This is a genomic window from Parendozoicomonas haliclonae (genome assembly GCF_900174585.1).
In the GTDB taxonomy this organism is placed as follows: Bacteria; Pseudomonadota; Gammaproteobacteria; order Pseudomonadales; family Endozoicomonadaceae; genus Sansalvadorimonas; species Sansalvadorimonas haliclonae.
Map to the genome: position 1 here is coordinate 17,517 of NZ_FWPT01000006.1, position 19,920 is coordinate 37,436.

Sequence of the window (19,920 nt, forward strand, 5' to 3'; positions counted from 1 at the left end):
ATTAAGTTGTGAGTGGTATGGGTTACCACGCGGAGCGTGGGAACCAGGTTTATCCGATTTATTGAAAAGTGTTGTGAAGCCTGTCTTGTATAAGGCAGGCGGAGAGAGTGAATGACTGACAACGATATTTCCTTTGGTGTTCACGCCGTTCAGGCGCTGCTGGAAAGTCATCCAGACCAGATTATGGAAATCTGGTTCCAGAAAGGCCGCCGTGGTGGTCGGGTGGAAAAGCTGATCGAGGAAGCCCGTGATTCCGGCATCCCGGTCAAGTTTGTGGATCGTGACCGTATCGAACGCAAGGCAGGCAGTGAGCAGCAGGGTGCTGTTCATCAGGGCGTTCTGGCGTTGGTGCGTGCAGCCAAGGTGTACCGGGAGAATGACCTGTTTGCCCTGCTGGATGAGCTGGACAAGCCGCCATTCCTGCTGATCCTCGACAGCATCACCGATCCGCACAATCTGGGTGCCTGCATGCGTTCAGCCGATGCGGCCGGTGTTCAGGCGGTGATTGTGGCTCGTGACAAGTCTGCGCCGCTGAACTCTACCGCCCGTAAGGTAGCCTGTGGTGCTGCAGAAACCGTACCGCTGATTACTGTAACCAACCTGGCTCGAACCATGCGCGATCTGCAGGAGCGTGGCATCTGGCTGATTGGTGCGGCTGGTGAGGCCAGCAGCAATATCTATACTACCGACCTGAATGGCTCGGTGGGTATTGTGATGGGGGCTGAAGGCTCTGGTCTGCGTCGCCTGACCCGTGAGCATTGCGATGCGCTGGTGCATATCCCGATGGTGGGCAGTGTGAGCAGTCTGAACGTGTCGGTAGCGACGGGTATCTGCCTTTTTGAAGCGCTGCGTCAACGCACCCAGCACTGAGAAAAATAAAATACGACATTGGCACGAAGAGAGTATTCTCTTCGTGCCCCACATCTTGATAAAAACCATTACTTATAGAGTGAGATGTCATGAGCTTCGGAACATTGATGTTCTTCGTAGCCTTGTTTGCCGGATATGGAATCAGGGTTAATCGACCATCCATTTTAAAATGGATCAGCCAGTCCCTGCTTTGGATTACTCTGGGTATTCTGTTCCTTATGGGTTATGGCCTGGGCTCGTTGGACAATGTTGCCGAAAACCTCATGGTTGCACTGGAAATGGCACTGCTATTCCTTGTGTGTATCAGTCTTGCCAATCTTCTGGGGCTGTTCCCAGTTATCCGTATGACCACGGGTGAAGCCAGCGGAATACGCCCGCCGTTTATGACCATGCTTATGGAATCCTTGATGTTTGCCGGGGTGGTTGTACTGGGTCTGATCGCGGGTGTTCTTCTGAATAAGCCGTTTGCCCAACAGGAGATGCTGGCGAATGGGTTGCTCTACTGCATGTTGGTGCTGGTGGGTATCCAACTGCGCAGTGGTAATGTCGCTATCAAAGATGTTTTGCTTAACAAAACGGGTATGCGTATAGCGGCAACCGTGACAGTTACTGCCTTTTTTGGTGGTTTGATTGCTGGCTGGATTGCCGGTGTACCCGCCAATGTGTCTCTGGCTCTTGCCTCCGGCTTTGGCTGGTACTCCCTGAGCGGGATTATGATTGGGGATCAGCTGGGGCCAGTTTATGGCAGCGTGGCCTTTATGGTGGACTTGTCCCGTGAGCTGGTGGCGCTGCTGCTGATTCCCTTTGTGATTCGTCGCAATGCACCTATGGCCATTGGTTATGGTGGCGCAACAGCGATGGATTACACCTTGCCGGTGATCGAACGAACCGGCGGTGTGCATTGTGTACCGGTGGCGGTTGCCAGCGGCTTTATTCTTAGCCTCGCCGCACCGCTGCTGATACCGATGTTTCTCGGTGTAGCCTGATCATCTAAATCATGTTGTATTAAAAGGGCCGAATAGTTTTGCTATTCGGCCTTTTTGTTTAGCGGCTGGAAAGTACTTCAGCCATCCAGCTTCTGACTATATCCATGGTGTCTTTGCTGGCTGAGGCGTTCAACCTTCCTTTAACCTGTTCCAGTTTGACAACTTTTCCATCTCGCAGATTCAGGCCAATTGTGACTCGTTGCGGTTCCATCATGTGGTAGATATAGCTCTTCCCCTCCTGCACAGTGCGAACATAACTGCCCACACAATGATGCATAACCGATCCTTCTTTGATGAGTTCATCAGGTGTAGTGATCGGTTTTATTAGATCAGTGCCCGGATGCGGCGGTGCTGGGAATGGCAGAGGGCTCCCGTTCTCGTCTTTAAGCACGGAGACTCTTGCATTGTTGTACCTGCCGCCGTAAAGCTGAACAGCATGCCGGTCATGGATGCGATTCAAGGATTCTATGGTTCGGCACTGACGTAGCTGATGGTCCGCTCTCAAGCCCATGCGCAAACAGTCACGGAATAGCAGTAGCGCCTCCTGACGTTGCCAGTGGCAGTTAAGTTCGGCCATTGCATAAAACAGAGGATGACCAATCAGGTTCTCATTGTGATGCAGAAGCCCAAGGTGGACTTCAGTGATAACCGGTACATGACGCAGAGTATCCAGAGCCTGTGGGCGACTCCAGAGTTTGTGAATCTTGCGGTTTAAAGCATCATCCAGAATATCGGGCTGCAGGCGTTTCAACATACGTACGCTGGATGATGTGCCATGCAGCCCCATAGCGGATAAAACATTGGGCTGCTTGGAACGGAGTCCTCGCAGAATTGTTGATTCGCTGGCCTTCCGCTCCTGACAAAACGCCACCCAGAGCCACAGTAGAGTGGGATTGGATTTAAGAAGGTCACGTGCTTCTGGCCACTGGCTGACCAGCCGAAGGATCACAAACTGGTAACGGTAAAACCCGGAGAGTGCCTCCAGAAGATCTGCGGGAATGGTCTTCTGCCAGGCTGTGATATATGGGTTGTCGGTAGGCTTAAGAAGATCAATCCCAGGCTCTTCCAGGAGGTGAGAAGGTTCTTGCTCATGATAGATTTCACTGTACCAGTTCAGGGCGTCATCCCAGCCGGGAATGTACAGTCTACATGGGTATCTAAGTGCCTCGCTCCAGTCGATAGATAGCGTTTTCGTCTGGCTGCACCATTGCATCGGGTCTGGAGAATCCTGGGGCAGTGAAACCTGGGCCAGCGACATAAACAAGCAATCCCTTTCTAAACAATATCCATCATCAGTCTTTTAATTTGCCCCGCCTCCGGACGTTTATCAAGCTGGGTTATCCGGTAGACGGGAGGGATGGTGATTCAGTTGCCACACAAATCAAACCTTATACAGCACCCGTGCCTGGGGCTTAAAGCCAAGGGAGTCATAAAAGCTTTGTGCCTTGCTGTTAAACTCCAGCACTTCCAGCCGCAGCTCCTTTACATCCCTTGAGTTAGCCCAGTCCTGGCAGGCTTCCATCAGCCGTTTTCCTACACCTGATGCTTGACGTTGGTGATCAACCACAATGGTATTGATCCAGCACACCGGTTCTTTGGAGAGAAAAGGAACGGTTTCATTTTTGGTAATAGAGGCCAGTACAAAGCCCAGAATGACACCTTCGTTTTCGGCAACCAGATAGGTCCGGCTGTCGTCCTCAAAATTTTTGAACAGGTACTCCTGATCCTGATCAGAAGGCTCGTTAAAAATGCGGGATACATGCTGATGGTGTAACGCATTAATTTGTCGGAACAGTACCGCAATGGCGGGGAAGTCGTCCGATGTCGCTTTTCTTACAATCATAAATACTTCAATGCTTGTTGTTTTTAGTCTGCCAGGAAGTCCAGAGTCTCCTGCCAGAGGCTTTCTTTAAATCTGTCTTTATAGAAACCTGAGTGGTCAATGCGGGATGTATTGATGCTTTCTGGAGAGACGATTTTCACCGTTTTATTGGCATTGGGATAATAGTGCATCAGCTTCTTAACATTGCGCGGCGGAGCAATATCATCATCGGCAAAGCCATAGGAGAGAATGGGCTGGTTCAGCTTGTTGTAACCGCTTCTGTCCAGGTTAAAGGATTTATCCAGCAGATAATCCGGGCGGCTCATCCACTTGGCCCACTGCTTTACGATCGGTGCCGGCATGTTCTGATTACCAAGCCCCATAGCAACAGTTGGAAACGGATCTTTTATGGAGGCCACCAGAGGCAGGATGACTTTGGCGGTGAACAGGATTTTCAGGTTGGCCGGGAAGCTCCAGCGCTTCCAGTAAGGTGCCGATGAGGCAACAAAGATCATCTTGCGCAGATCAGAAGCGGATTCCGCCAGCCCGAGAACCTGTCCGCCAATACTGTGGCCGATATAGTAAAGCGGCAGGTTATAGTCTTTGGCGAATTGAATAACTGTTTCAATGTCTTTCTGCCCCCACTCGGCCATATCCATCGGCGCTTTGTGGTTTTTGCTCGTGCTTCTGCCGGTGTGGCGATAATCAAAAGAAATAACGTGGTAATTATTATCACGCAGGTGTAGAGCAAACTGCTCATAGAACTCCTGCTTTATACCCAGCGCACAGCCAAGAATAACAACACCTTTGGCAACGGGTGACCGGTAAATGGTTGCGGCCAGAGGAAAGCCGTCAGGGCAGATGATGGTGCACGCTTCAGTTACAGAATGTTTGGTTCTTGAGCACTCAGTCATAAAGCAGGAGCCTAAGTCGTTTATTGTTTTTATGCGGTCAATCTAACCGATGGCTGCGGCTCTGTGAATAGCCCGTTGGTGGTTGTCGCGTTCGCGGTCCGGATCTTCAACTGTGGTGATGGTTTTGATTTTGGCCGTAACGTAGGAGCTTGGCAGCCGCTGCTCTAAAGCGCCGATCAGAACATGGTTTACATACCAGGAGAAGGGTTTGATCAGGGCGCTGGTGTGAGTGGCGATATAGGTATGGGCAGAGGTTGTAATGCCGGAAGGGTTGCTGACCTCAATCAGCTGGTCTTCATAGCCACGTCCAACACCTTCAATTTCATCCAGCGTTTGCTTATCGTGGGGAGATATTCGGAACAGAACACCGTGAATAATATCGCTGGGGTTACCGGTAAAGCAGGCATCGCACTTTCCTGAACCATCCTGGCCCACCTTATGAAAGCGCAGATCATGCTGAGCAAGCTGATGATGGCCGAGAGGTTCGGCGCTGGGTATTCGAGCTCTCAGACGAGCCAGTGACATATTGGAGCCGTAGGCGAAATAATACATTTGTCGTTTTAATTGTTGCCTGTATTGGCAGTTATTATCTCCTTTAGCTCAGGTTGTTCAACAGCAGAAACCAACAAGGGAGCCATTTGGCTCCCTTGTCTAACTGAGAAGTCTTAACTGTGCGGGCTATTACGCTGCAGCAGACAGCTTAGGATTTTCACCCCAGTTATTTTTCTCTTTGCTGTCCTGAACCATAAAGAACAGCAGGACCAGGGTGCCGACCAGTGGAATCAGAGAAACCAGAATCCACCATCCGGAGCGCTCAGTGTCGTGCAAACGACGAATAGTGACGGCCAGAGTCGGGATGAAAGATGCGAGGACGTACAGGCCAGAAAGAATACCTGGCAGACCAATGATTCCTTCGACAACAGCCAGAGCGATGAACGCCAGCATGTGGAACAGGGTGAACATCCAGTACTCTTTACGACGGGCGCGGCCACTGAATACTGCGTACTGTTGGAAAACTTTAAGGTACCACTCCATGGGGATTTCCTTTTCTTTTTTATCTGTTGTTATTCGTTTTGCGCTTAAGCGATGAGAGGCTTTACAGAAGAATTGTTGGAACAATAACCGGCAAAGCAGCGGTAGTTTTTAACATCTCCACATGACAGTAGCAATACAAAGTGAATTGAATTCAGGTTATCCCGGCAGCTTGTGCTGCCGGGATATTCGTCTTATCGACGGCGGGCAATAAACAGGGCGGCCATAATCAGACCGCAGCCAACGGTTTGCAAAGAGGTCAGGGATTCACTGAGCCAGAAGGCACTCATCAGTGCGGTCCAAAGGGGTTCCAGCGTCATGATGACGGCAGCGGGGCCGGAGTCCAACCGTTTCTGGCACCAGACCAGCAGGAAGTAACGCACCGCGGTAGCAATGACGGCACTGGCCAGAAACCAGAGCCAGATATTCATGGGCACATTGGTTAAATCCCACTCTTCCATAGCCGCAGAAGCCAGCAGACAGCAGACCGCGACTGTAGAGAACTGCACAAAGGTCAGGGCATTCGAGGGAATAGATCGACCATCCCGACTGGTGAAAACAAACTGCAGAGCGATACCAAAGGCCGCAATCAGGTACAGCGCCTGACTGATCTCAAATTGCCAGGACGCGCGCAGTGATAAAAGGGCCAGTCCGGCAATGGTTACAGGTAAAGCCAGCAGTGTTGGTCTGGGGATTCGTTCACTGTAGAGAATACGACCCAACAGTGGTACCAGAATCATGGCAGTGCTGGCGATAAACGCACCTTCCCCCAGACTGCTGGAGTTGCTGATCGCCATAATCCAAACCATCAGGGCAACGCTTTGTGCCAGACCAATTCTTATCGATAACGCCAGATGGCGACCATTCATTCTTTTCAGGCTGTTGCGGCAAAAAGGCGCGATCAGGGCTGATGACAAAAGAAAGCGCAGCCCGATAAACAACAGCGGTGGAAGGCCGGCAATAGTTTCCTTGGAGAAAATCCATCCCATGGCTGCCAACAGGGTGACCAGTACCAGCACAAGACTGGCGACGGTGGACTCATTATCCCCTTTGAGCACCGATTGATACGCACTCACACACCGACTCCTTCATAAAAACAGTGTCCAAATATAGAAGGGAAATTCCCAGAGAGAGGCAGGTCGATTAACCGGACTCGTAAAGCGAGCGCTTTATATCACGAGTTGCCGTCGGGCGTGAGCCACTTGTTGCCATTTCGGCACTGCTCTTTCCATTTGGGCATTTCACAGTCGGAGGCTCCTGCGAAATGATGGGCACCGCTAACCGGTTCCGAAGCAAAGGTTATCTCTTAAATCGTTTTGCATGGGAGCAAAACAATGCTGGGTATTCTCGGTGGAATGGGTCCGCTTGCGACCATCGACTTTATGCAGAAAGTAGTTCTGGGCAGTCAGGTCGGCTGTGACCAGGAGCATATCCCCATTCTTGTTCATAACGTGCCACAGATTCCTGATCGCACCCGCTTTATTCTTAGCGGTGGTGAAGATCCGTTTCCGGCCATGCTGGATGGACTGCGTCGTCTGGAAGCCAGCGGTGCTTCCTGTGTGGTGATTCCGTGTAATACGGCGCACTACTGGTTTGAACGTCTGCAGGCGGAAACCAGCATGATCATGATCAGCATTCTGGATTGTGTGCTGGAAGAAGTGGCACTTCGTGGTCTGCATAAAGTTGGTATTATGGCCACCTCGGCAACCGTATCTGCCGGGATGTACCAGAAGCGTCTCGAACAGCAGGGTTGTGAAGCCATTATTCCGGATGAACTGAATCAGGAACGTATGATGGCGGCAATCTATGCCGTGAAAGCTGGCCGTATGGCAGAAGGCACCGAGATGATGGAAGCCATCTTCGCCAGCCTGCAGGAGCAGGGGGCTGAGGCAGTTGTACTCGGCTGCACAGAAATTCCTGTCGGTCTGGCGCGTCTGGCACTGGAGCAACCAGAGCTGTGTCTGGATGCCACGGCACTGTTGGCGAATGCCTGCGTGTACTGGTATTACGATAGTCACGCATTGGCGGCCTGATCGCACTCTGAAATACTCTGCCGCAGACCTCTTTTAAGGCAGCGGCATGAATCTGGAAACAAAGTGGCTGGAAGATTTTCTGGCCCTTGCGGACCTGCGTAATTTCTCCCGCGCAGCGCAGCAAAGGAATGTAACCCAGCCTGCTTTCGGGCGCCGGATTCGTGCGCTGGAGCAGGCTGTTGGTTTTGAACTGATTGATCGAAGTTCAACACCGGTGGGTTTAACAACCCAGGGACGACTGTTCCGCACAACGGCCCGTAACCTGATCCGACAGATGGAAGAAGGCCTGAACCAGATTCAGGGCATCTCCGGCCCGGGCTACCAGCCGATAGATTTTGCTGCTGCTCACTCTCTCTCCCTGTCGTTGCTGCCAAGCCTGCTGGAAGAGATGAGTCAGTTTGATGTGGTCAGCCGCAGCCGTGTCGAAAGTATCGATATGGACCTGGCGGTTGAAGCTTTGCAGCAGGGGCGCTGTGACTTCCTGCTGGGCTTTGATATTGAAGCCCTGATGCAGCCTCCATTCCTGAGCTTGCCACTGGGTAAGACATTTATGCGGCCAGTGTCGGCTGTTGATGCCAGTGGCGACCCTCTCTATTCCCTTACCTTGAATGATTCCCTGCCTGTACTGCGCTACAGCCCTGGCTCACATATGGGGCGGCGGGTGAATACGCTGTTAGGACGTTCTACTCTGAAACCTTCCTGTCACTCGGTGATGGAATCGTCCCTGACCGATTTGTTGAAGGTTATGGCCGTTAAAGGCGAGGGCGTCGCCTGGCTGCCGGATTACTCGACCGTTAATGAGCTTCGTAATGGCACACTGAAGCCTGCGGGAGGTGAGGAATGGTGTATCCCCCTGGATATCGTGCTGTATCGCAATGATATTCGCCTGCACCCCGGAGCTGAGAAATTCTGGTCCGTGCTGTCAAAGCAATGTGCTAACGGTTGGTCACTGTCATCTCAATAAATTAATCCGGGCAGTGGGTTATCTGAAAATCCCGGGCAGTGAACCAGGGAATATGCCGGTGGATAATTGGAAACACCTGCGAGTGAAACAACTCTTCGATCGACTGAAGAATATATTTCACCTGCGCGATATTCATATCGTTCCGGTAAATCAGTTGCAGTTCACGGAAATAACCGGGTTCCTTTAACGGGGCAAAACGCACTTCTGAGAGATGTTCGGAAGCCTGAGCCAGACAAAGAGGAGTGATAATGGTCCAGCCCATACCCTCTTTGACCATAGCCATAAGAGCCGTGGACGAATCGAACTCGAAGGTATTTTCCGCTTGCAGATTAAAGCGTTTCAGATAGTTTTCGGTCCAGCAGCCGCTGGAAGACGAGTTGGTAAAACGTAGTAAAGGTCGCTGGTGGCAGAGGATATCCAGCCGAATATCGGGGTAAGGGTAATCTTTTGGGATTGCTAGCAGATAAGCTTCCATCAGCACCCGGGTAATCACGCCATTCTCCGGAATGGAATTGGGCCCCATAGTGATAATCATATCCAGATCACCCTTATCAAAGGCTTCATGCAGGTAAGGGGCAATACCTGAGCGCACCTTGATCTTGCCGGAGTGATCATTCAAGCGACGAACCAGACCAGCGCCGATTGTTGAAGCCACTGAATCCACCATGCCAATACGAAGGCTTGCCAGTCTTCCGTCATCTTCAGAATTAAGCTGGCGCGCCAGTTTTTTCGCACGGGTCAGAATTTCCAGAGACTGTTGATAAAACAAATCACCAGATGGGGTAATGGATATACCCTTTCCCTGCCGGTTAATTAGCGTGCAGGCAATATCTTTTTCCAGCGTGGCAATCGTCTGTGAAACTGCAGACTGACTCCAGCCAAGACGCTTGGCGGCTGCTGTCATTCCTCCGCATTCCACAACGGCCACAAAGGTTTCCAGCATGCGGAAATTAAAGGGAAGAGTGTCTTTCATGGTGGGCTTTTAAATCAAAGATCTGGCTGTAATCAGCATTGTAAGAATGCTGAGAATCCGGTTATTGATTCAAATTAAAAGACACTGAATAAGTAAAAACAGGCTTACAGATAAGTGCGCACTTATGGAAGGTTCGCTTAGGGCGGCAATATGACATGAATCAATAATTAACGGGTCATGGGTTGATAATTTTCCTCTCGCTTCGGAGCTGATGTTGATTCGCACACAATCAATCTATGACTCCTTGTTTGTGGATAAAAAACCATTGCAGTGAATCTGCCCATAAACAGGACGTTATAAATAACAGGGTTTTGTTATGGCTTTGGTTCATTTGGCGATTGTTCTGGCCAGTATCTGGCTGGCGGCAAAAGTAGGCAGTATTGCCGTTGGTCTGGCCGGCGGTCTGGGCATGATCTTTATGACGCTGGTTCTCGGCGTTCAGCCTGGCAGCCCTCCAATCGATGTGATGATGATCATCATGGCGGTTATTGCGGCCGCTTCCACTATGCAGGCTGCTGGTGGTACTGATTATCTGATCGATATTTCTGCAAAAATTCTGAAACGTAACCCTCGTCGCATTACCTATGTGGCTCCGGTGATTGCCTGGTTTATGACCTTTATCTCCGGTACGGGTTACACCGTGTTTTCCATTCTTCCGGTTGTTTCTGAAGTGGCCAAGCGTTCCGGCGTTCGTCCATCCCGTCCGTTGAGTATGGCGGTAGTGGCTTCCCAGCTGGCGATTTCTGCTTCTCCAATCAGTGCGGCAATGGCAGCTCTTCTGGCTTCTATCGAGCCACTGGGTGTGAGCTTCCTGCAGATTATGGCGATCTGTGTGCCTGCCTCGTTTATCGGCACCATGATCGCAGCTTTTGTTGCTGACCGTATGGGCGTTGAGCTGGATGTTGACGCTATGTATCAGGAGCGTCTGAAGAAAGGCCAGGTCACCAAGCGCGATCTGGAAAGCTTCGAGATCAGAAAGGGTGCCAAGTCTTCTGTTCTGCTCTTCCTTGCTGCGACAGCAATGATTGTTGTGTATGCCGCACTGCCAGAACTGCGTCCGGCGTATGCAGACGGCACCAGCATGAGCACCACCCACATTATCGTGGTTCTGATGCTGGGCTTCTCCTGTATCAGCCTGCTGCTCAATAAGATTGACCCTGCAGAAATCGTGAACTCTTCAACCTTCCGTTCCGGTATGAGTGGCATCATCTGCATTCTGGGTATTGTTTGGCTGGGTACCACTCTGGTCAGCAACTACCTGCCGGAAATCAAGGAAACGGCCGCTGGTATTGTTGAAGCACACCCATGGACACTGGCCTTCATGCTGTTCGCTGTATGCATGATGATGTTCTCCCAGGGCGCGACCTCTGCCCTGATGGTGCCAACAGCGGTGGCTATCGGTATCGATCCATTCGTTGTTCTGGCTTCCTTTGCTGCCGTAACCGGTCTGTATGTTCTGCCAACTTACCCAACCAGTCTGGCAGCCATGGAAATTGACGACACCGGTACGACCCGCATTGGCAAACATATGTTTGACCACCCGTTCTTCCTGCCTGGTATCACCGGTGTGGTTGTTGGGGTAGGCGTCGGCTTCCTGATGGTACCGATGGTGTCCTGATCCCTGACCGCAAATAAAACGTCCCGAATTTATTGTCCTGATTGTTGCTACAGGGCTGGTTAAGTCCGGCCCTTTCCCCAGAGAGTTGAGAAATGCGTAAAGAAGTAGATGCCCTCGGTGAAATGGAACTTCCCAACGAAGTGTATTACGGCATCCAGACCGAGCGTGCCCGCCAGAACTTTGATGTCTCCGGCATTACCCATTACCAGGCACCGCGTTATATCTGGGCGGTAGCAGCAATCAAGATGGCAGCGGCACGTGCCAATGCCCGAGTTGACGCACTGGAACAAGAGATTGCCGATGCGATTTGTCAGGCCGCACAGGAAGTGATGGACGGCAAGCATGCCGACCAGTTCCCGATCGATATGTATCAGGGCGGTGGCGGTACCTCCACCAATATGAACGTGAATGAAGTGATTGGTAACCGTGCCAATGAAATCCTGACCGGTGCCAAAGGCTGTGACCGTGTTCACCCGAACACCCACGTGAATATGGGCCAGTCCACTAACGACGTCATTCCTGCGGCCATGAAGGTCTCCACCTGGTTCAACCTGCAGGAGCTGCTGGGCAATATGCCGGCGCTGATCAGCACCCTGCAGACCAAGGTTGATAGCTACAAACACATAGTCAAGCTGGGCCGCACCTGTATTCAGGATGCTGTGCCGATGACTATGGCTCAGCAGTTCAGCGGCTATCTGTCTCTGGCCGAGCGTATGCACCAGAAGATCAGTGCTGCGGCTCAGGACTGTCTGGAGCTGCCATTGGGAGCGACTGCTGTTGGCACCGGTCTGAGTGCCCGCGATGGTTATCTGGAATGTGTTTACCCAGAGCTGCAGGAAATCACCGGTGCGGACTTCAAGCCGGAGCATAACTTTTTCGACGGTCTGCAGAACGGCGATACCTATGTGGATATCCACGCCAATCTAAAGAAACTGGCGATGGGCCTGTCCAAGTTCGCCACTGACCTGCGCATTATGTCGTCCGGCCCGCGTGCCGGTATGAATGAGGTTGTGCTGCCAGCTGTACAGCCTGGCTCTTCCATTATGCCAGGCAAGATCAACCCGGTGATGCCGGAGTTAGTGAACCAGATCTGTTATCAGATCTGCGGTAATGATGTTGCCATCGGCATGGCGGTTGAAGGTGGTGAGCTGGATCTGAACGTATGGGAACCGGTCATCATCAAGAATATGGGCGAGTCCTGCACTCTGCTGACCAATACCGTCAAACTGTTTAACGACAAGTGTGTGGCCGGCCTGGAAATTAATGAAGAGGTGTGTCGAAAGTACGCAGAAGACACCACTGCACTGTCCACTATGATCGCTGCGATTTACGACTACCCAACCGGAAGCCGTGTAGCGAAGAAGGCATTCAAGGAAGGCAAGAGCGTCGGTGCAGTCACTCTGGAAGAAGGACTGATGACAGAAGCTCAGGTAAAGGAATACCTGGACCCAATGCTGATGACTGATCCTGTTGCCAGCGCACTGGCCGTACGTCGTGCCCGCAGGGAGCTTGGCATCGATGGCTGATTTAGAAAAGAACAGCGGTACGGTTCTGGAGCAGGCTGCCGGATTTGTGAGTCAGGTGTCTTACGATGACTTGCCACAATCCGTGGTTGAGATCAGCAAACGTGCTCTGATTGATTATGTGGGTGTCACCCTGGCTGGCGCAGATATGCCGGTCAGCACTCAGGTTCAGGCGTTCAGTGAACTGCAGTCAACCGCCGGTGATATTGCTGTCTTCGGTACCGACAAAGTCTATAACGCCAGTCACGCGGCACTGTGTAACGGTACGGCTTCTCACGCGCTGGACTTTGATGATGTGAGTTGGACGACCATCGGTCATCCAACGGTCAGTGTGGCACCTGTGTCGTTTGCCTGTGCCCAGCAGAAAGGGCTGACCGGCAAGGATGTGATTCTCTCCTACGCTGCCGGCGTAGAGGTGATGCACAAGATTGCCGGTCTGGTGATGCCGCAGACCTCTGACAAGGGCTGGCATACGACTCCTGTCTTTGGCTGTATCGGTGCAGCGGCGGCTTCCGCCTGGCTTTATAAAATGCCGGAAGAGGAAACCCGTAATGCTCTGGGTCTGGCTGTGACCATGGCATCCGGCGTGCGTGCCAACTTTGGTACCCGCACCAAGGCTTTTCATGCAGGCTGGAGTGCCTACAACGGCATTCAGGCAGCGATGTTTGCCCAGGCCGGTATCAACTCCCATCCGAATGCCATTGAAGGTCAGGATGGCTTTGCGCAGACCTTTGCCGGTATGGAGCTAAGAGTTGGTGACGTTGGCTACGGTAAGGACTGGGATCTGGATACGGCAGGTCTGGTATTCAAGCAGTACCCTTGCTGCAGCGGCAGCCATCCGGCGATTAATGCCTTTGATGATCTTCTTAAGGAGAAGCCGTTCTCTCTGGAAGATGTCGACAGCATTCATGTGGGTGTCAGCCTGCTGGGTCCTCGTGAACTGGTCAGCAATCATCCAATCAATGCTGTGCAGGCCAAGTTCTCCATGCAGTACGCTCTGGCTTCAAGACTGATTTACGGACAAGTCAGCCTGACCGAGTTCACGGATGAGAAGGTGATGGCGGATGATGTTCAGAACCTGATTCCCCGTATCACCATGGAAGTGGATGAGGATCTGGCCAAGCTGGGCTTTATCGGCACGGCACCTGCCAAAATCAGGGTCAGGCTGAAGTCTGGAGAGGAACTCTACACGTCATGTGATCTGGCGAAAGGAAACCCGGAAAAGCCTCTGACGGATGAAGAACTCTCAGCCAAGTTTATGGCCTGCGCTGCGCCAGTGATTGGTGAGAACAAAGCCATGGCTCTGCTGGAGAAACTGTTCATTCTTGAACAGATTGATTCACTGGATGAAGTGCTGGAGGTGATGGTTCCGAATTGAAGTTTGTGAGTACATCCTGATCCGGTAGAAATCCCGGGCCTGATGGCCCGGGATTTTTGCATGGAGCTTAACGCATCGTCACAAACTCTTCCGCAGACGTCGGATGCAGTGCCACGACAGAATCAAAGTCCGCTTTGGTTGCGCCCATCTTGATAGCTACAGCAAAGCCCTGAAGAATTTCATCCATGGCATAGCCGATGCCATGCAGGCCAACAATTTTTTCATCCTTGCCCACACAGATCAGCTTCATACGGGTTTGCTGACGGTGTGCGGTGACTGCCGTATACATTGCGGCAAAGGATGAGTTGTAAACCTTCACACAATCATGGCCGTACTCTTCTTTGGCCTGATCTTCGGTCAGGCCAATAGTACCGATGGGTGGATGACTGAAAACGACAGTCGGCACCAGCGAGTAATCCATCTTGGCTTCTGTCTGGCCACCGAACAGACGTTCGGACAGTGCCCGACCGGCTTTAACGGCAACCGGGGTCAGCTCAATACCGCCTTCCATAATGTCGCCCACCGCATGAATGTGAGGAACATTGGTGCGCTGGTATTCATCGACCGGCACATAACCACGATCGTTCACCTGCACGCCGGCAGCTGCCAGATGAATGCTGTCTGTGGATGGTTCACGGCCGATAGCCCAGATCAGGCAATCGATATTAAGGCTGGCGCCATTTTCCAGATTCAGTGTCAGGCTGCCATCATCGTTTTTAATAACGTCTTTTGGCGTGGAGTTAGTGTGCAGGGTTGGCCCTTCTTCGGCCATGATCTCGACCAGAGTGTCGGTAATCATTGGGTCGAAGGTGCGCAGTGGTGCCTGCTTGCGAACCAGAAGATGGGTCTCGCTGCCGAGAGAGTGCAGTACGCCAGCCAGCTCAACGGCGATATAGCCTGCACCGACAACAGCAACACGCTTGGGTTGTTCTTTCAGGGCGAAGAAACCGTTGGAATCAATGCCGTGTTCGGCGCCTGGAATGTTTGGGATTACCGGACGACCACCGACAGCGACGAGGATATTCTCAGCGGTGTACTGTTCGCCATTAACCTCAATCGTTTTGCTGTCGACAAAACGACCAAAGCCTCTTACCAGATTGACGCCGTTGCTTTCCAGTCCGCGGTTATAGCCTTGATGAATACGATCAATATAGGCTTCCCGGCTTTCGATCAGCTTGCCCCAGTCGAAGCTGTTGATGGTGGTATCAAAACCGTAATCCGGTCCATAGAGTTTGATGGCCTCGGCCACCTGAGCACCATGCCACATAACCTTTTTAGGAACACAGCCTACATTTACACAGGTGCCGCCAAGCTCCTTGGCTTCGATCAACAGAACATTGGCACCACGCATGGCTGCGCGGTTGGCTGACGCGATGCCACCAGAGCCCGCGCCGAGAACGATGTAGTCAAATTGCTGTGCCATTCGTTATTCCTTGTAAGACCCTTTGAGAGGTTAGCCCAGAGTAATACGGTTGTTTTACTCCGATTGGATGCACAGCTCAAACGAAAAGCATTAATCGCGGTAATAGAGTGTCTGGTGAGTGGTTCTTAGTTTGTTCGCCCATCAGCTCGGGAGCGCGGTAGATTTAGGACTTACAAAAAAAGCCCCGGGTGGGGCTTTCTTTGCATCGAGTCAGACTTATGGAGTCAGATCGATAGAGTACAGCGCAAAGCCATTCTCGTCAGTGCCGGCCTTGGTCACAGGATAAACAGAGCGTTCCTTGATGAACTTCTCAGCCTTCTCGGTGTTTGCAGTTTCAAACACAACATTGAGTTCAGTCTCAGTGTTGATTGGAGCAAAGCGCCAGTTGTTATCGGCAGTCGGCTTCACTTCGCCCTGTTCCTTGCTCACCTTGGCGATGTAGGCCGCCAGTACGGAGCGGGACTCGTCCGGGGAGTGGAATGCAAGGTTTTCAGTGCCGTTGCCCGGGAAGCTGCCGCCACCGGATGCACGGTAGTTGTTGGTTGCAACCAGGAACACCTGCTTGTCATCAACCGGCTTGCCGTTCCAGCTCAGGTTCTTGATACGACGGGCCTCCTTGCTGACCACTTCACCTTTCTCGTTGTAACGGGAAGGCTGGGTAATATCGATTTCGTAGTTCACGCCATCGATTACGTCGTAGTTGTAGGTGCGGAAGGTATCCCAGTTCAGCAGTGCCTGCTGAGCGGTGGAGTTCGGATCAATCTGGTTGAACATACCGGCAGAGCGTTCCAGCCACTCACGCAGTTCAGCACCGGTTACCTTCACAACAGACAGAGTGTTCGGGTAGAGGTACAGGTCAGCCGCGTTGCTGAAGGTCATAACGCCAGACTCAACTTCGGTGTAGTTGGTCGGATCGTTCTTGCGGCCGCCGGCCTTGAATGGCGCACCGGCAGACAGGATTGGCAGATCGGCCAGGTCAGGATCACCCTGAACAAAGTGCTTCACATAATCAACCTGAGCCTGGTTGACTATCTGAATGGTTGGATCGTCCTGAACCAGCGCCAGGAAGCTGTACATCACATCGGATGCCTTACCGATCGGGCGGTTAACAAAGGCATTGGTGGCAACGCGATCGTCTTCAACCAGCATGGACAGCTGCTTGTCGGCGTCTACCAGAGCAGTGCCGTCTTTCTCGGCGATAGCGCGGGTTTCTACCTTGCTGTCGATAACTTCCCACTTGCCGCTGCTGTTATCCAGTTTCAGGTCAACAATACCGATATGGCTGCCCCAGAAGCCCGGCATAACGGAAGGAACACCGTTGATGGTGCCTTTCTCAACATCCACACCGCGGATGTTGTTGAAGTCCATGGACGGGAACAGCGCGTGGCTGTGACCAAACATGATGGCATCGATATCAGCCACTTCAGATAAGTAGTAAACAGAGTTTTCAGCCAGCGCCTTGTAAGGTTCGCTGCTCAGGCCGGAGTGAGGAATGGCGATAACAACGTCTGCGCCTTTCTTCTTCATTTCCGGAACCAGCAGGCGGGCAGTGGCGGTCATGTCCATGGCGGACACCTTGCCTTCCAGATTCTTGCGATCCCACATCATGATCTGTGGCGGTACAAAACCGATGTAACCCACCTTGATGGAATGTGCGTTACCTTCTGCGTCGGTCACATTCATCTCTTTGATGAGATAAGGATCGATCAGGTAATCGTTGGTAGCCAGATCACGCACGTTGGCGCTGATGTAAGGGAAGTTGGCACCATTAATGGCGTTGTGGAAGTATTCCAGGCCATAGTTGAATTCGTGGTTACCCACGTTGCCCACATCGTAGTTCATCGCGTTCATGACTTTGTGAGTCGGGTGAACGTCGCCTTTTTTCAGACCTTCCGCTGCGCGCCAGTCACCCATCGGGGAGCCCTGGATCAAATCACCGTTATCAACGAGAACACTGTTTTTCGCTTCTTCACGCGCCTGCTTTACCAGAGTCGCGGTACGCACAAGACCAATACGGTTGGACTGGGTGTTTTTGTAGAAGTCGAAATCGAGGACGTTGGAGTGGATGTCGGTGGTTTCAATAACGCGGAGGTCAACGGTGGCGGCAGAGGCCAGACCTGAGAACACGATGCCCGCAGTCACGAGAGAGACTGCCTTGAACAGCGGGGTGAGCTTGGTATTCATTATTGAGCGATACCTTTCGTGGATTTGGTCAAGGTTAAAATTTATTCGTGCCCCATCCTATTGGGGATTACCGACATTGTTTCGGTTAATACAGTGTTTCACCGGTATCCAGCAGGGTGAGGTAAAGGCGCAGATCCAGTTCCAGCTGGTGGTAATCCGGCTCCATATAATTACACAGCTGATAGAACGCCTTGTTGTGATCCTTTTCTCGCAGATGCGCCAGCTCATGGACGACAATCATTTTCAGAAACTCTTCCGGTGCCAGCTTGAACACGGAAGCAATCCGAATCTCTTTCTTGGCCTTGAGCTTGTTGCCCTGAATCCGTGACGTCGTGACATGCATCCCGAGAGCATGCTTCATCACGTTGATCTTGTCGTCATAGACCACTTTGGTGATCGGCTGGGACTGTTTCAGATAACGGCTTTTCAGCGCCTGGGTATATTTGTACAACGCTTCATTGGAGCGCACGGCATGTGCCTGCGGATACTTCTTCAGCAGGTAAGGTTTTAGTCTGTTGTTGTCGAGCAGGTTCTGAGCCTGGCTGACTAATTGCTCAGGGTAACCCTGAAGATATTTCATTTTTGAGAGTGCAGAAAATAATAGAAGGGAAATTGTTCCTGTTTCGGGCGGGTGTGGCAATACAGCTTTGTCAGGATGGCTAACACGGTTGATATGCACCTGCCTGAGCATTTCCGTAACTATTGCCGTTTGAACGGATAATGATGGGGATGTTGCGTGTATACCATCACACCAGCGACTTATTATCAGACTGTACCGGCTGCTCCGGATGGCACAAATAACAATACCTCTGAGGCTTCTGAGACCAAGAGTGAGATCTTTCAGGGATATCCTCTGGAAGAGAGTGGCAGCTTCGGTGAGCGCGTTATCACACATGTGAACACTGATGAGCCGGAGGCCATAGCCTCGGTTGTCACGGTTTGCACTGAGTCGTCTGAGCTGTCTGATCAGAGCGATTTGGAAGAGCTGCCTCCTGCTGATTTACCCCGGCCTGATGATCAGGTGAATCGAGAAGAGTTTCTCATGGAGTTCCGAGCGCGGCTGGAGCTCCCTAAAATCATCAAAAAGAGTCACAAGTCTTCGAGCAAGCTCTGGCTGAAGGGGTGCTGGTTCCTGCTTAAAAAATCTTACTGGGAAGCAAAGACCATTTTTGAGGAAGCCTGTAGCGTTAATAACGTAAAGGCTCAAACGAATCTGGCGGCCATGCTGGTTTATGAGCGCAAGGATCGGGAGCGGGCAAAGTCTCTGCTGAACATCGCCGCATGCGGTGGCATCTTACCTGCCATTTATCATCTCGGGATGATGGAATTACAGGATGGGAAAAAACTCCATGCTGCGCAATGGCTGGCACAGGCTGCGGCCAGAGAACACGAAGGTGCTCTCAACTGGATCATGGATTCCATGCAAACGACACAGGCGAAGTTTTATCCTTTCTTTCTGTATCTGGCCGCGTCTAATCATATGGGCGACAGTCGTTCCGACTTGGGTGTGCTTGGCGCAGCTTCCTTGAACGCCTGCCTGCTCCAATACCATCTGCTTAATCTTAATTCCGGTGAGTCTGATTCTGATGCCGGGTCGGAATCTGAAAGCTTCACAGTTCTTCCGGGCTTTCAGGGGATATCGGCAGATCATAAGCAGTCGTTGAAGACACTGGCCATAACGCTGGATGAACTTATGACCGGCTATAGCCACTTTCAGAGCAATAAGAAATTTCAGACGCTTATGAAAGATATGGCCGATGCTGGCGTACCTGAGGCCTGCATCTTTCATTCCCTGCATCTTCAACATCTTGGTAATAAAGACGAGTCGGATAACTACAGTCAGCTGGCTACCGATCTGTTTGATGAAGAGGTTGAGCGGGATAAGGAAATACATCGTCAGGTAGCGGTGCAGATGTCGGTCTGGAATGGCCGATTAAGGTCACGTCCACATCCGCATGCTTCAGACGATAAAAGACAAAACAAGCTGTTAATAAGCGCCTTGAGAAAGGCGGGTGTTCGGAAGGCGACTTTGAAAACCAGACGCAAAGTACATTTTGATAGAAAGGGACCCCGTAAAGCGTTGTATTTGCGGGGCAGTGAATATACCCCGGCGCAGTTATATAACGTCCCGGGGAAGCATGCTTATTAAGTTCTGTTGTACTCACCATTAAAAAACGCCCCGAGGGGCGTTTTTTAATGC

18 protein-coding genes are annotated in these 19,920 nt (G+C 51.7%); 8 read left to right on the forward strand and 10 right to left on the reverse strand.

Going from position 1 to position 19,920, the window contains the following annotated elements; translation table 11 throughout:
• Positions 1 to 111 precede the first annotated feature (111 nt).
• A complete protein-coding gene (rlmB, locus tag EHSB41UT_RS13385) occupies positions 112 to 870 on the forward strand; it encodes a 23S rRNA (guanosine(2251)-2'-O)-methyltransferase RlmB (RefSeq protein WP_087110660.1) in 759 nt (252 codons plus the stop codon).
• A gap of 89 nt (positions 871 to 959) precedes the next feature.
• Positions 960 to 1,856 (forward strand): LysO family transporter, encoded by an 897-nt coding sequence (locus EHSB41UT_RS13390; RefSeq protein ID WP_087110662.1) that lies wholly within the window; start codon positions 960 to 962, stop codon positions 1,854 to 1,856.
• Between the two features lie 58 nt (positions 1,857 to 1,914).
• On the opposite strand, the gene EHSB41UT_RS13395 is transcribed toward EHSB41UT_RS13390, so the two are convergent.
• The 6 genes from EHSB41UT_RS13395 to EHSB41UT_RS13420 all read right to left on the reverse strand — a co-directional run bounded on the left by EHSB41UT_RS13395 (position 1,915) and on the right by EHSB41UT_RS13420 (position 6,700).
• Entirely contained in the window at positions 1,915 to 3,114 is a 1,200-nt protein-coding gene (locus EHSB41UT_RS13395; protein WP_087110664.1) for a PcfJ domain-containing protein, read from the reverse strand.
• Positions 3,115 to 3,237: 123 nt separating this feature from the next.
• Entirely contained in the window at positions 3,238 to 3,699 is a 462-nt protein-coding gene (locus tag EHSB41UT_RS13400; RefSeq protein WP_087110666.1) for a GNAT family N-acetyltransferase, read from the reverse strand.
• A gap of 23 nt (positions 3,700 to 3,722) precedes the next feature.
• Entirely contained in the window at positions 3,723 to 4,592 is an 870-nt protein-coding gene (locus EHSB41UT_RS13405; RefSeq protein WP_087110668.1) for an alpha/beta hydrolase family protein, read from the reverse strand.
• 42 nt (positions 4,593 to 4,634) lie between these two features.
• Positions 4,635 to 5,144, reverse strand: coding sequence for a gamma-glutamylcyclotransferase family protein (locus EHSB41UT_RS13410; protein WP_087110670.1), 510 nt, complete (start codon positions 5,142 to 5,144; stop codon positions 4,635 to 4,637).
• 129 nt (positions 5,145 to 5,273) lie between these two features.
• Entirely contained in the window at positions 5,274 to 5,627 is a 354-nt protein-coding gene (locus EHSB41UT_RS13415) for a DUF805 domain-containing protein (protein WP_087110672.1), read from the reverse strand.
• A gap of 191 nt (positions 5,628 to 5,818) precedes the next feature.
• On the reverse strand, positions 5,819 to 6,700 hold the full coding sequence (locus EHSB41UT_RS13420) for a DMT family transporter (protein ID WP_133060510.1): 882 nt from the start codon (positions 6,698 to 6,700) through the stop codon (positions 5,819 to 5,821).
• Between the two features lie 258 nt (positions 6,701 to 6,958).
• Between EHSB41UT_RS13420 and cuyB the strand changes: the two genes are divergently transcribed.
• Positions 6,959 to 7,657, forward strand: coding sequence for a cysteate racemase (gene cuyB, locus EHSB41UT_RS13425; RefSeq protein WP_087110676.1), 699 nt, complete (start codon positions 6,959 to 6,961; stop codon positions 7,655 to 7,657).
• Between the two features lie 46 nt (positions 7,658 to 7,703).
• Complete coding sequence (locus EHSB41UT_RS13430; protein ID WP_207626644.1) at positions 7,704 to 8,621, forward strand: LysR substrate-binding domain-containing protein; 918 nt, start codon at positions 7,704 to 7,706, stop codon at positions 8,619 to 8,621.
• A gap of 1 nt (position 8,622) precedes the next feature.
• On the opposite strand, the gene EHSB41UT_RS13435 is transcribed toward EHSB41UT_RS13430, so the two are convergent.
• Positions 8,623 to 9,594, reverse strand: coding sequence for a LysR family transcriptional regulator (locus EHSB41UT_RS13435; protein WP_087110678.1), 972 nt, complete (start codon positions 9,592 to 9,594; stop codon positions 8,623 to 8,625).
• Between the two features lie 316 nt (positions 9,595 to 9,910).
• Between EHSB41UT_RS13435 and EHSB41UT_RS13440 the strand changes: the two genes are divergently transcribed.
• The 3 genes from EHSB41UT_RS13440 to EHSB41UT_RS13450 all read left to right on the forward strand — a co-directional run bounded on the left by EHSB41UT_RS13440 (position 9,911) and on the right by EHSB41UT_RS13450 (position 14,113).
• The gene (locus EHSB41UT_RS13440; RefSeq protein WP_087110680.1) at positions 9,911 to 11,212 is read left to right on the forward strand and encodes an anaerobic C4-dicarboxylate transporter; all 1,302 of its coding nucleotides are present in this window, start codon (positions 9,911 to 9,913) and stop codon (positions 11,210 to 11,212) included.
• Between the two features lie 92 nt (positions 11,213 to 11,304).
• Positions 11,305 to 12,738 (forward strand): aspartate ammonia-lyase, encoded by a 1,434-nt coding sequence (locus EHSB41UT_RS13445; protein ID WP_087110682.1) that lies wholly within the window; start codon positions 11,305 to 11,307, stop codon positions 12,736 to 12,738.
• Positions 12,731 to 14,113 (forward strand): MmgE/PrpD family protein, encoded by a 1,383-nt coding sequence (locus EHSB41UT_RS13450; protein WP_087110684.1) that lies wholly within the window; start codon positions 12,731 to 12,733, stop codon positions 14,111 to 14,113. The genes EHSB41UT_RS13445 and EHSB41UT_RS13450 overlap by 8 nt, the downstream gene beginning before the upstream one ends.
• 67 nt (positions 14,114 to 14,180) lie before the next feature.
• On the opposite strand, the gene gorA is transcribed toward EHSB41UT_RS13450, so the two are convergent.
• The 3 genes from gorA to EHSB41UT_RS13465 form a co-directional block, all read right to left on the reverse strand.
• Complete coding sequence (gene gorA, locus EHSB41UT_RS13455; RefSeq protein WP_087110686.1) at positions 14,181 to 15,536, reverse strand: glutathione-disulfide reductase; 1,356 nt, start codon at positions 15,534 to 15,536, stop codon at positions 14,181 to 14,183.
• A gap of 216 nt (positions 15,537 to 15,752) precedes the next feature.
• Positions 15,753 to 17,720 (reverse strand): bifunctional 2',3'-cyclic-nucleotide 2'-phosphodiesterase/3'-nucleotidase, encoded by a 1,968-nt coding sequence (locus EHSB41UT_RS13460; RefSeq protein WP_087110688.1) that lies wholly within the window; start codon positions 17,718 to 17,720, stop codon positions 15,753 to 15,755.
• Between the two features lie 85 nt (positions 17,721 to 17,805).
• Positions 17,806 to 18,300 (reverse strand): M48 metallopeptidase family protein, encoded by a 495-nt coding sequence (locus tag EHSB41UT_RS13465; RefSeq protein WP_087110690.1) that lies wholly within the window; start codon positions 18,298 to 18,300, stop codon positions 17,806 to 17,808.
• A 156-nt stretch (positions 18,301 to 18,456) separates the two neighbouring features.
• Between EHSB41UT_RS13465 and EHSB41UT_RS13470 the strand changes: the two genes are divergently transcribed.
• Positions 18,457 to 19,869: an SEL1-like repeat protein gene (locus tag EHSB41UT_RS13470; RefSeq protein WP_087110693.1), complete on the forward strand. Its 1,413-nt coding sequence runs from the start codon at positions 18,457 to 18,459 to the stop codon at positions 19,867 to 19,869.
• Positions 19,870 to 19,920 lie beyond the last annotated feature (51 nt).

What these genes read in the sequence shown, in the direction of transcription:
- rlmB (WP_087110660.1), top strand. Translation starts at nt 112, where the DNA reads ATGACTGACAACGATATTTCCTTTGGTGTTCACGCCGTTCAGGCGCTG.
- EHSB41UT_RS13390 (WP_087110662.1), top strand. Translation starts at nt 960, where the DNA reads ATGAGCTTCGGAACATTGATGTTCTTCGTAGCCTTGTTTGCCGGATAT.
- EHSB41UT_RS13395 (WP_087110664.1), bottom strand. Translation starts at nt 3,114, where the DNA reads ATGTCGCTGGCCCAGGTTTCACTGCCCCAGGATTCTCCAGACCCGATG.
- EHSB41UT_RS13400 (WP_087110666.1), bottom strand. Translation starts at nt 3,699, where the DNA reads ATGATTGTAAGAAAAGCGACATCGGACGACTTCCCCGCCATTGCGGTA.
- EHSB41UT_RS13405 (WP_087110668.1), bottom strand. Translation starts at nt 4,592, where the DNA reads ATGACTGAGTGCTCAAGAACCAAACATTCTGTAACTGAAGCGTGCACC.
- EHSB41UT_RS13410 (WP_087110670.1), bottom strand. Translation starts at nt 5,144, where the DNA reads ATGTATTATTTCGCCTACGGCTCCAATATGTCACTGGCTCGTCTGAGA.
- EHSB41UT_RS13415 (WP_087110672.1), bottom strand. Translation starts at nt 5,627, where the DNA reads ATGGAGTGGTACCTTAAAGTTTTCCAACAGTACGCAGTATTCAGTGGC.
- cuyB (WP_087110676.1), top strand. Translation starts at nt 6,959, where the DNA reads ATGCTGGGTATTCTCGGTGGAATGGGTCCGCTTGCGACCATCGACTTT.
- EHSB41UT_RS13430 (WP_207626644.1), top strand. Translation starts at nt 7,704, where the DNA reads ATGAATCTGGAAACAAAGTGGCTGGAAGATTTTCTGGCCCTTGCGGAC.
- EHSB41UT_RS13435 (WP_087110678.1), bottom strand. Translation starts at nt 9,594, where the DNA reads ATGAAAGACACTCTTCCCTTTAATTTCCGCATGCTGGAAACCTTTGTG.
- EHSB41UT_RS13440 (WP_087110680.1), top strand. Translation starts at nt 9,911, where the DNA reads ATGGCTTTGGTTCATTTGGCGATTGTTCTGGCCAGTATCTGGCTGGCG.
- EHSB41UT_RS13445 (WP_087110682.1), top strand. Translation starts at nt 11,305, where the DNA reads ATGCGTAAAGAAGTAGATGCCCTCGGTGAAATGGAACTTCCCAACGAA.
- EHSB41UT_RS13450 (WP_087110684.1), top strand. Translation starts at nt 12,731, where the DNA reads ATGGCTGATTTAGAAAAGAACAGCGGTACGGTTCTGGAGCAGGCTGCC.
- gorA (WP_087110686.1), bottom strand. Translation starts at nt 15,536, where the DNA reads ATGGCACAGCAATTTGACTACATCGTTCTCGGCGCGGGCTCTGGTGGC.
- EHSB41UT_RS13460 (WP_087110688.1), bottom strand. Translation starts at nt 17,720, where the DNA reads ATGAATACCAAGCTCACCCCGCTGTTCAAGGCAGTCTCTCTCGTGACT.
- EHSB41UT_RS13465 (WP_087110690.1), bottom strand. Translation starts at nt 18,300, where the DNA reads ATGAAATATCTTCAGGGTTACCCTGAGCAATTAGTCAGCCAGGCTCAG.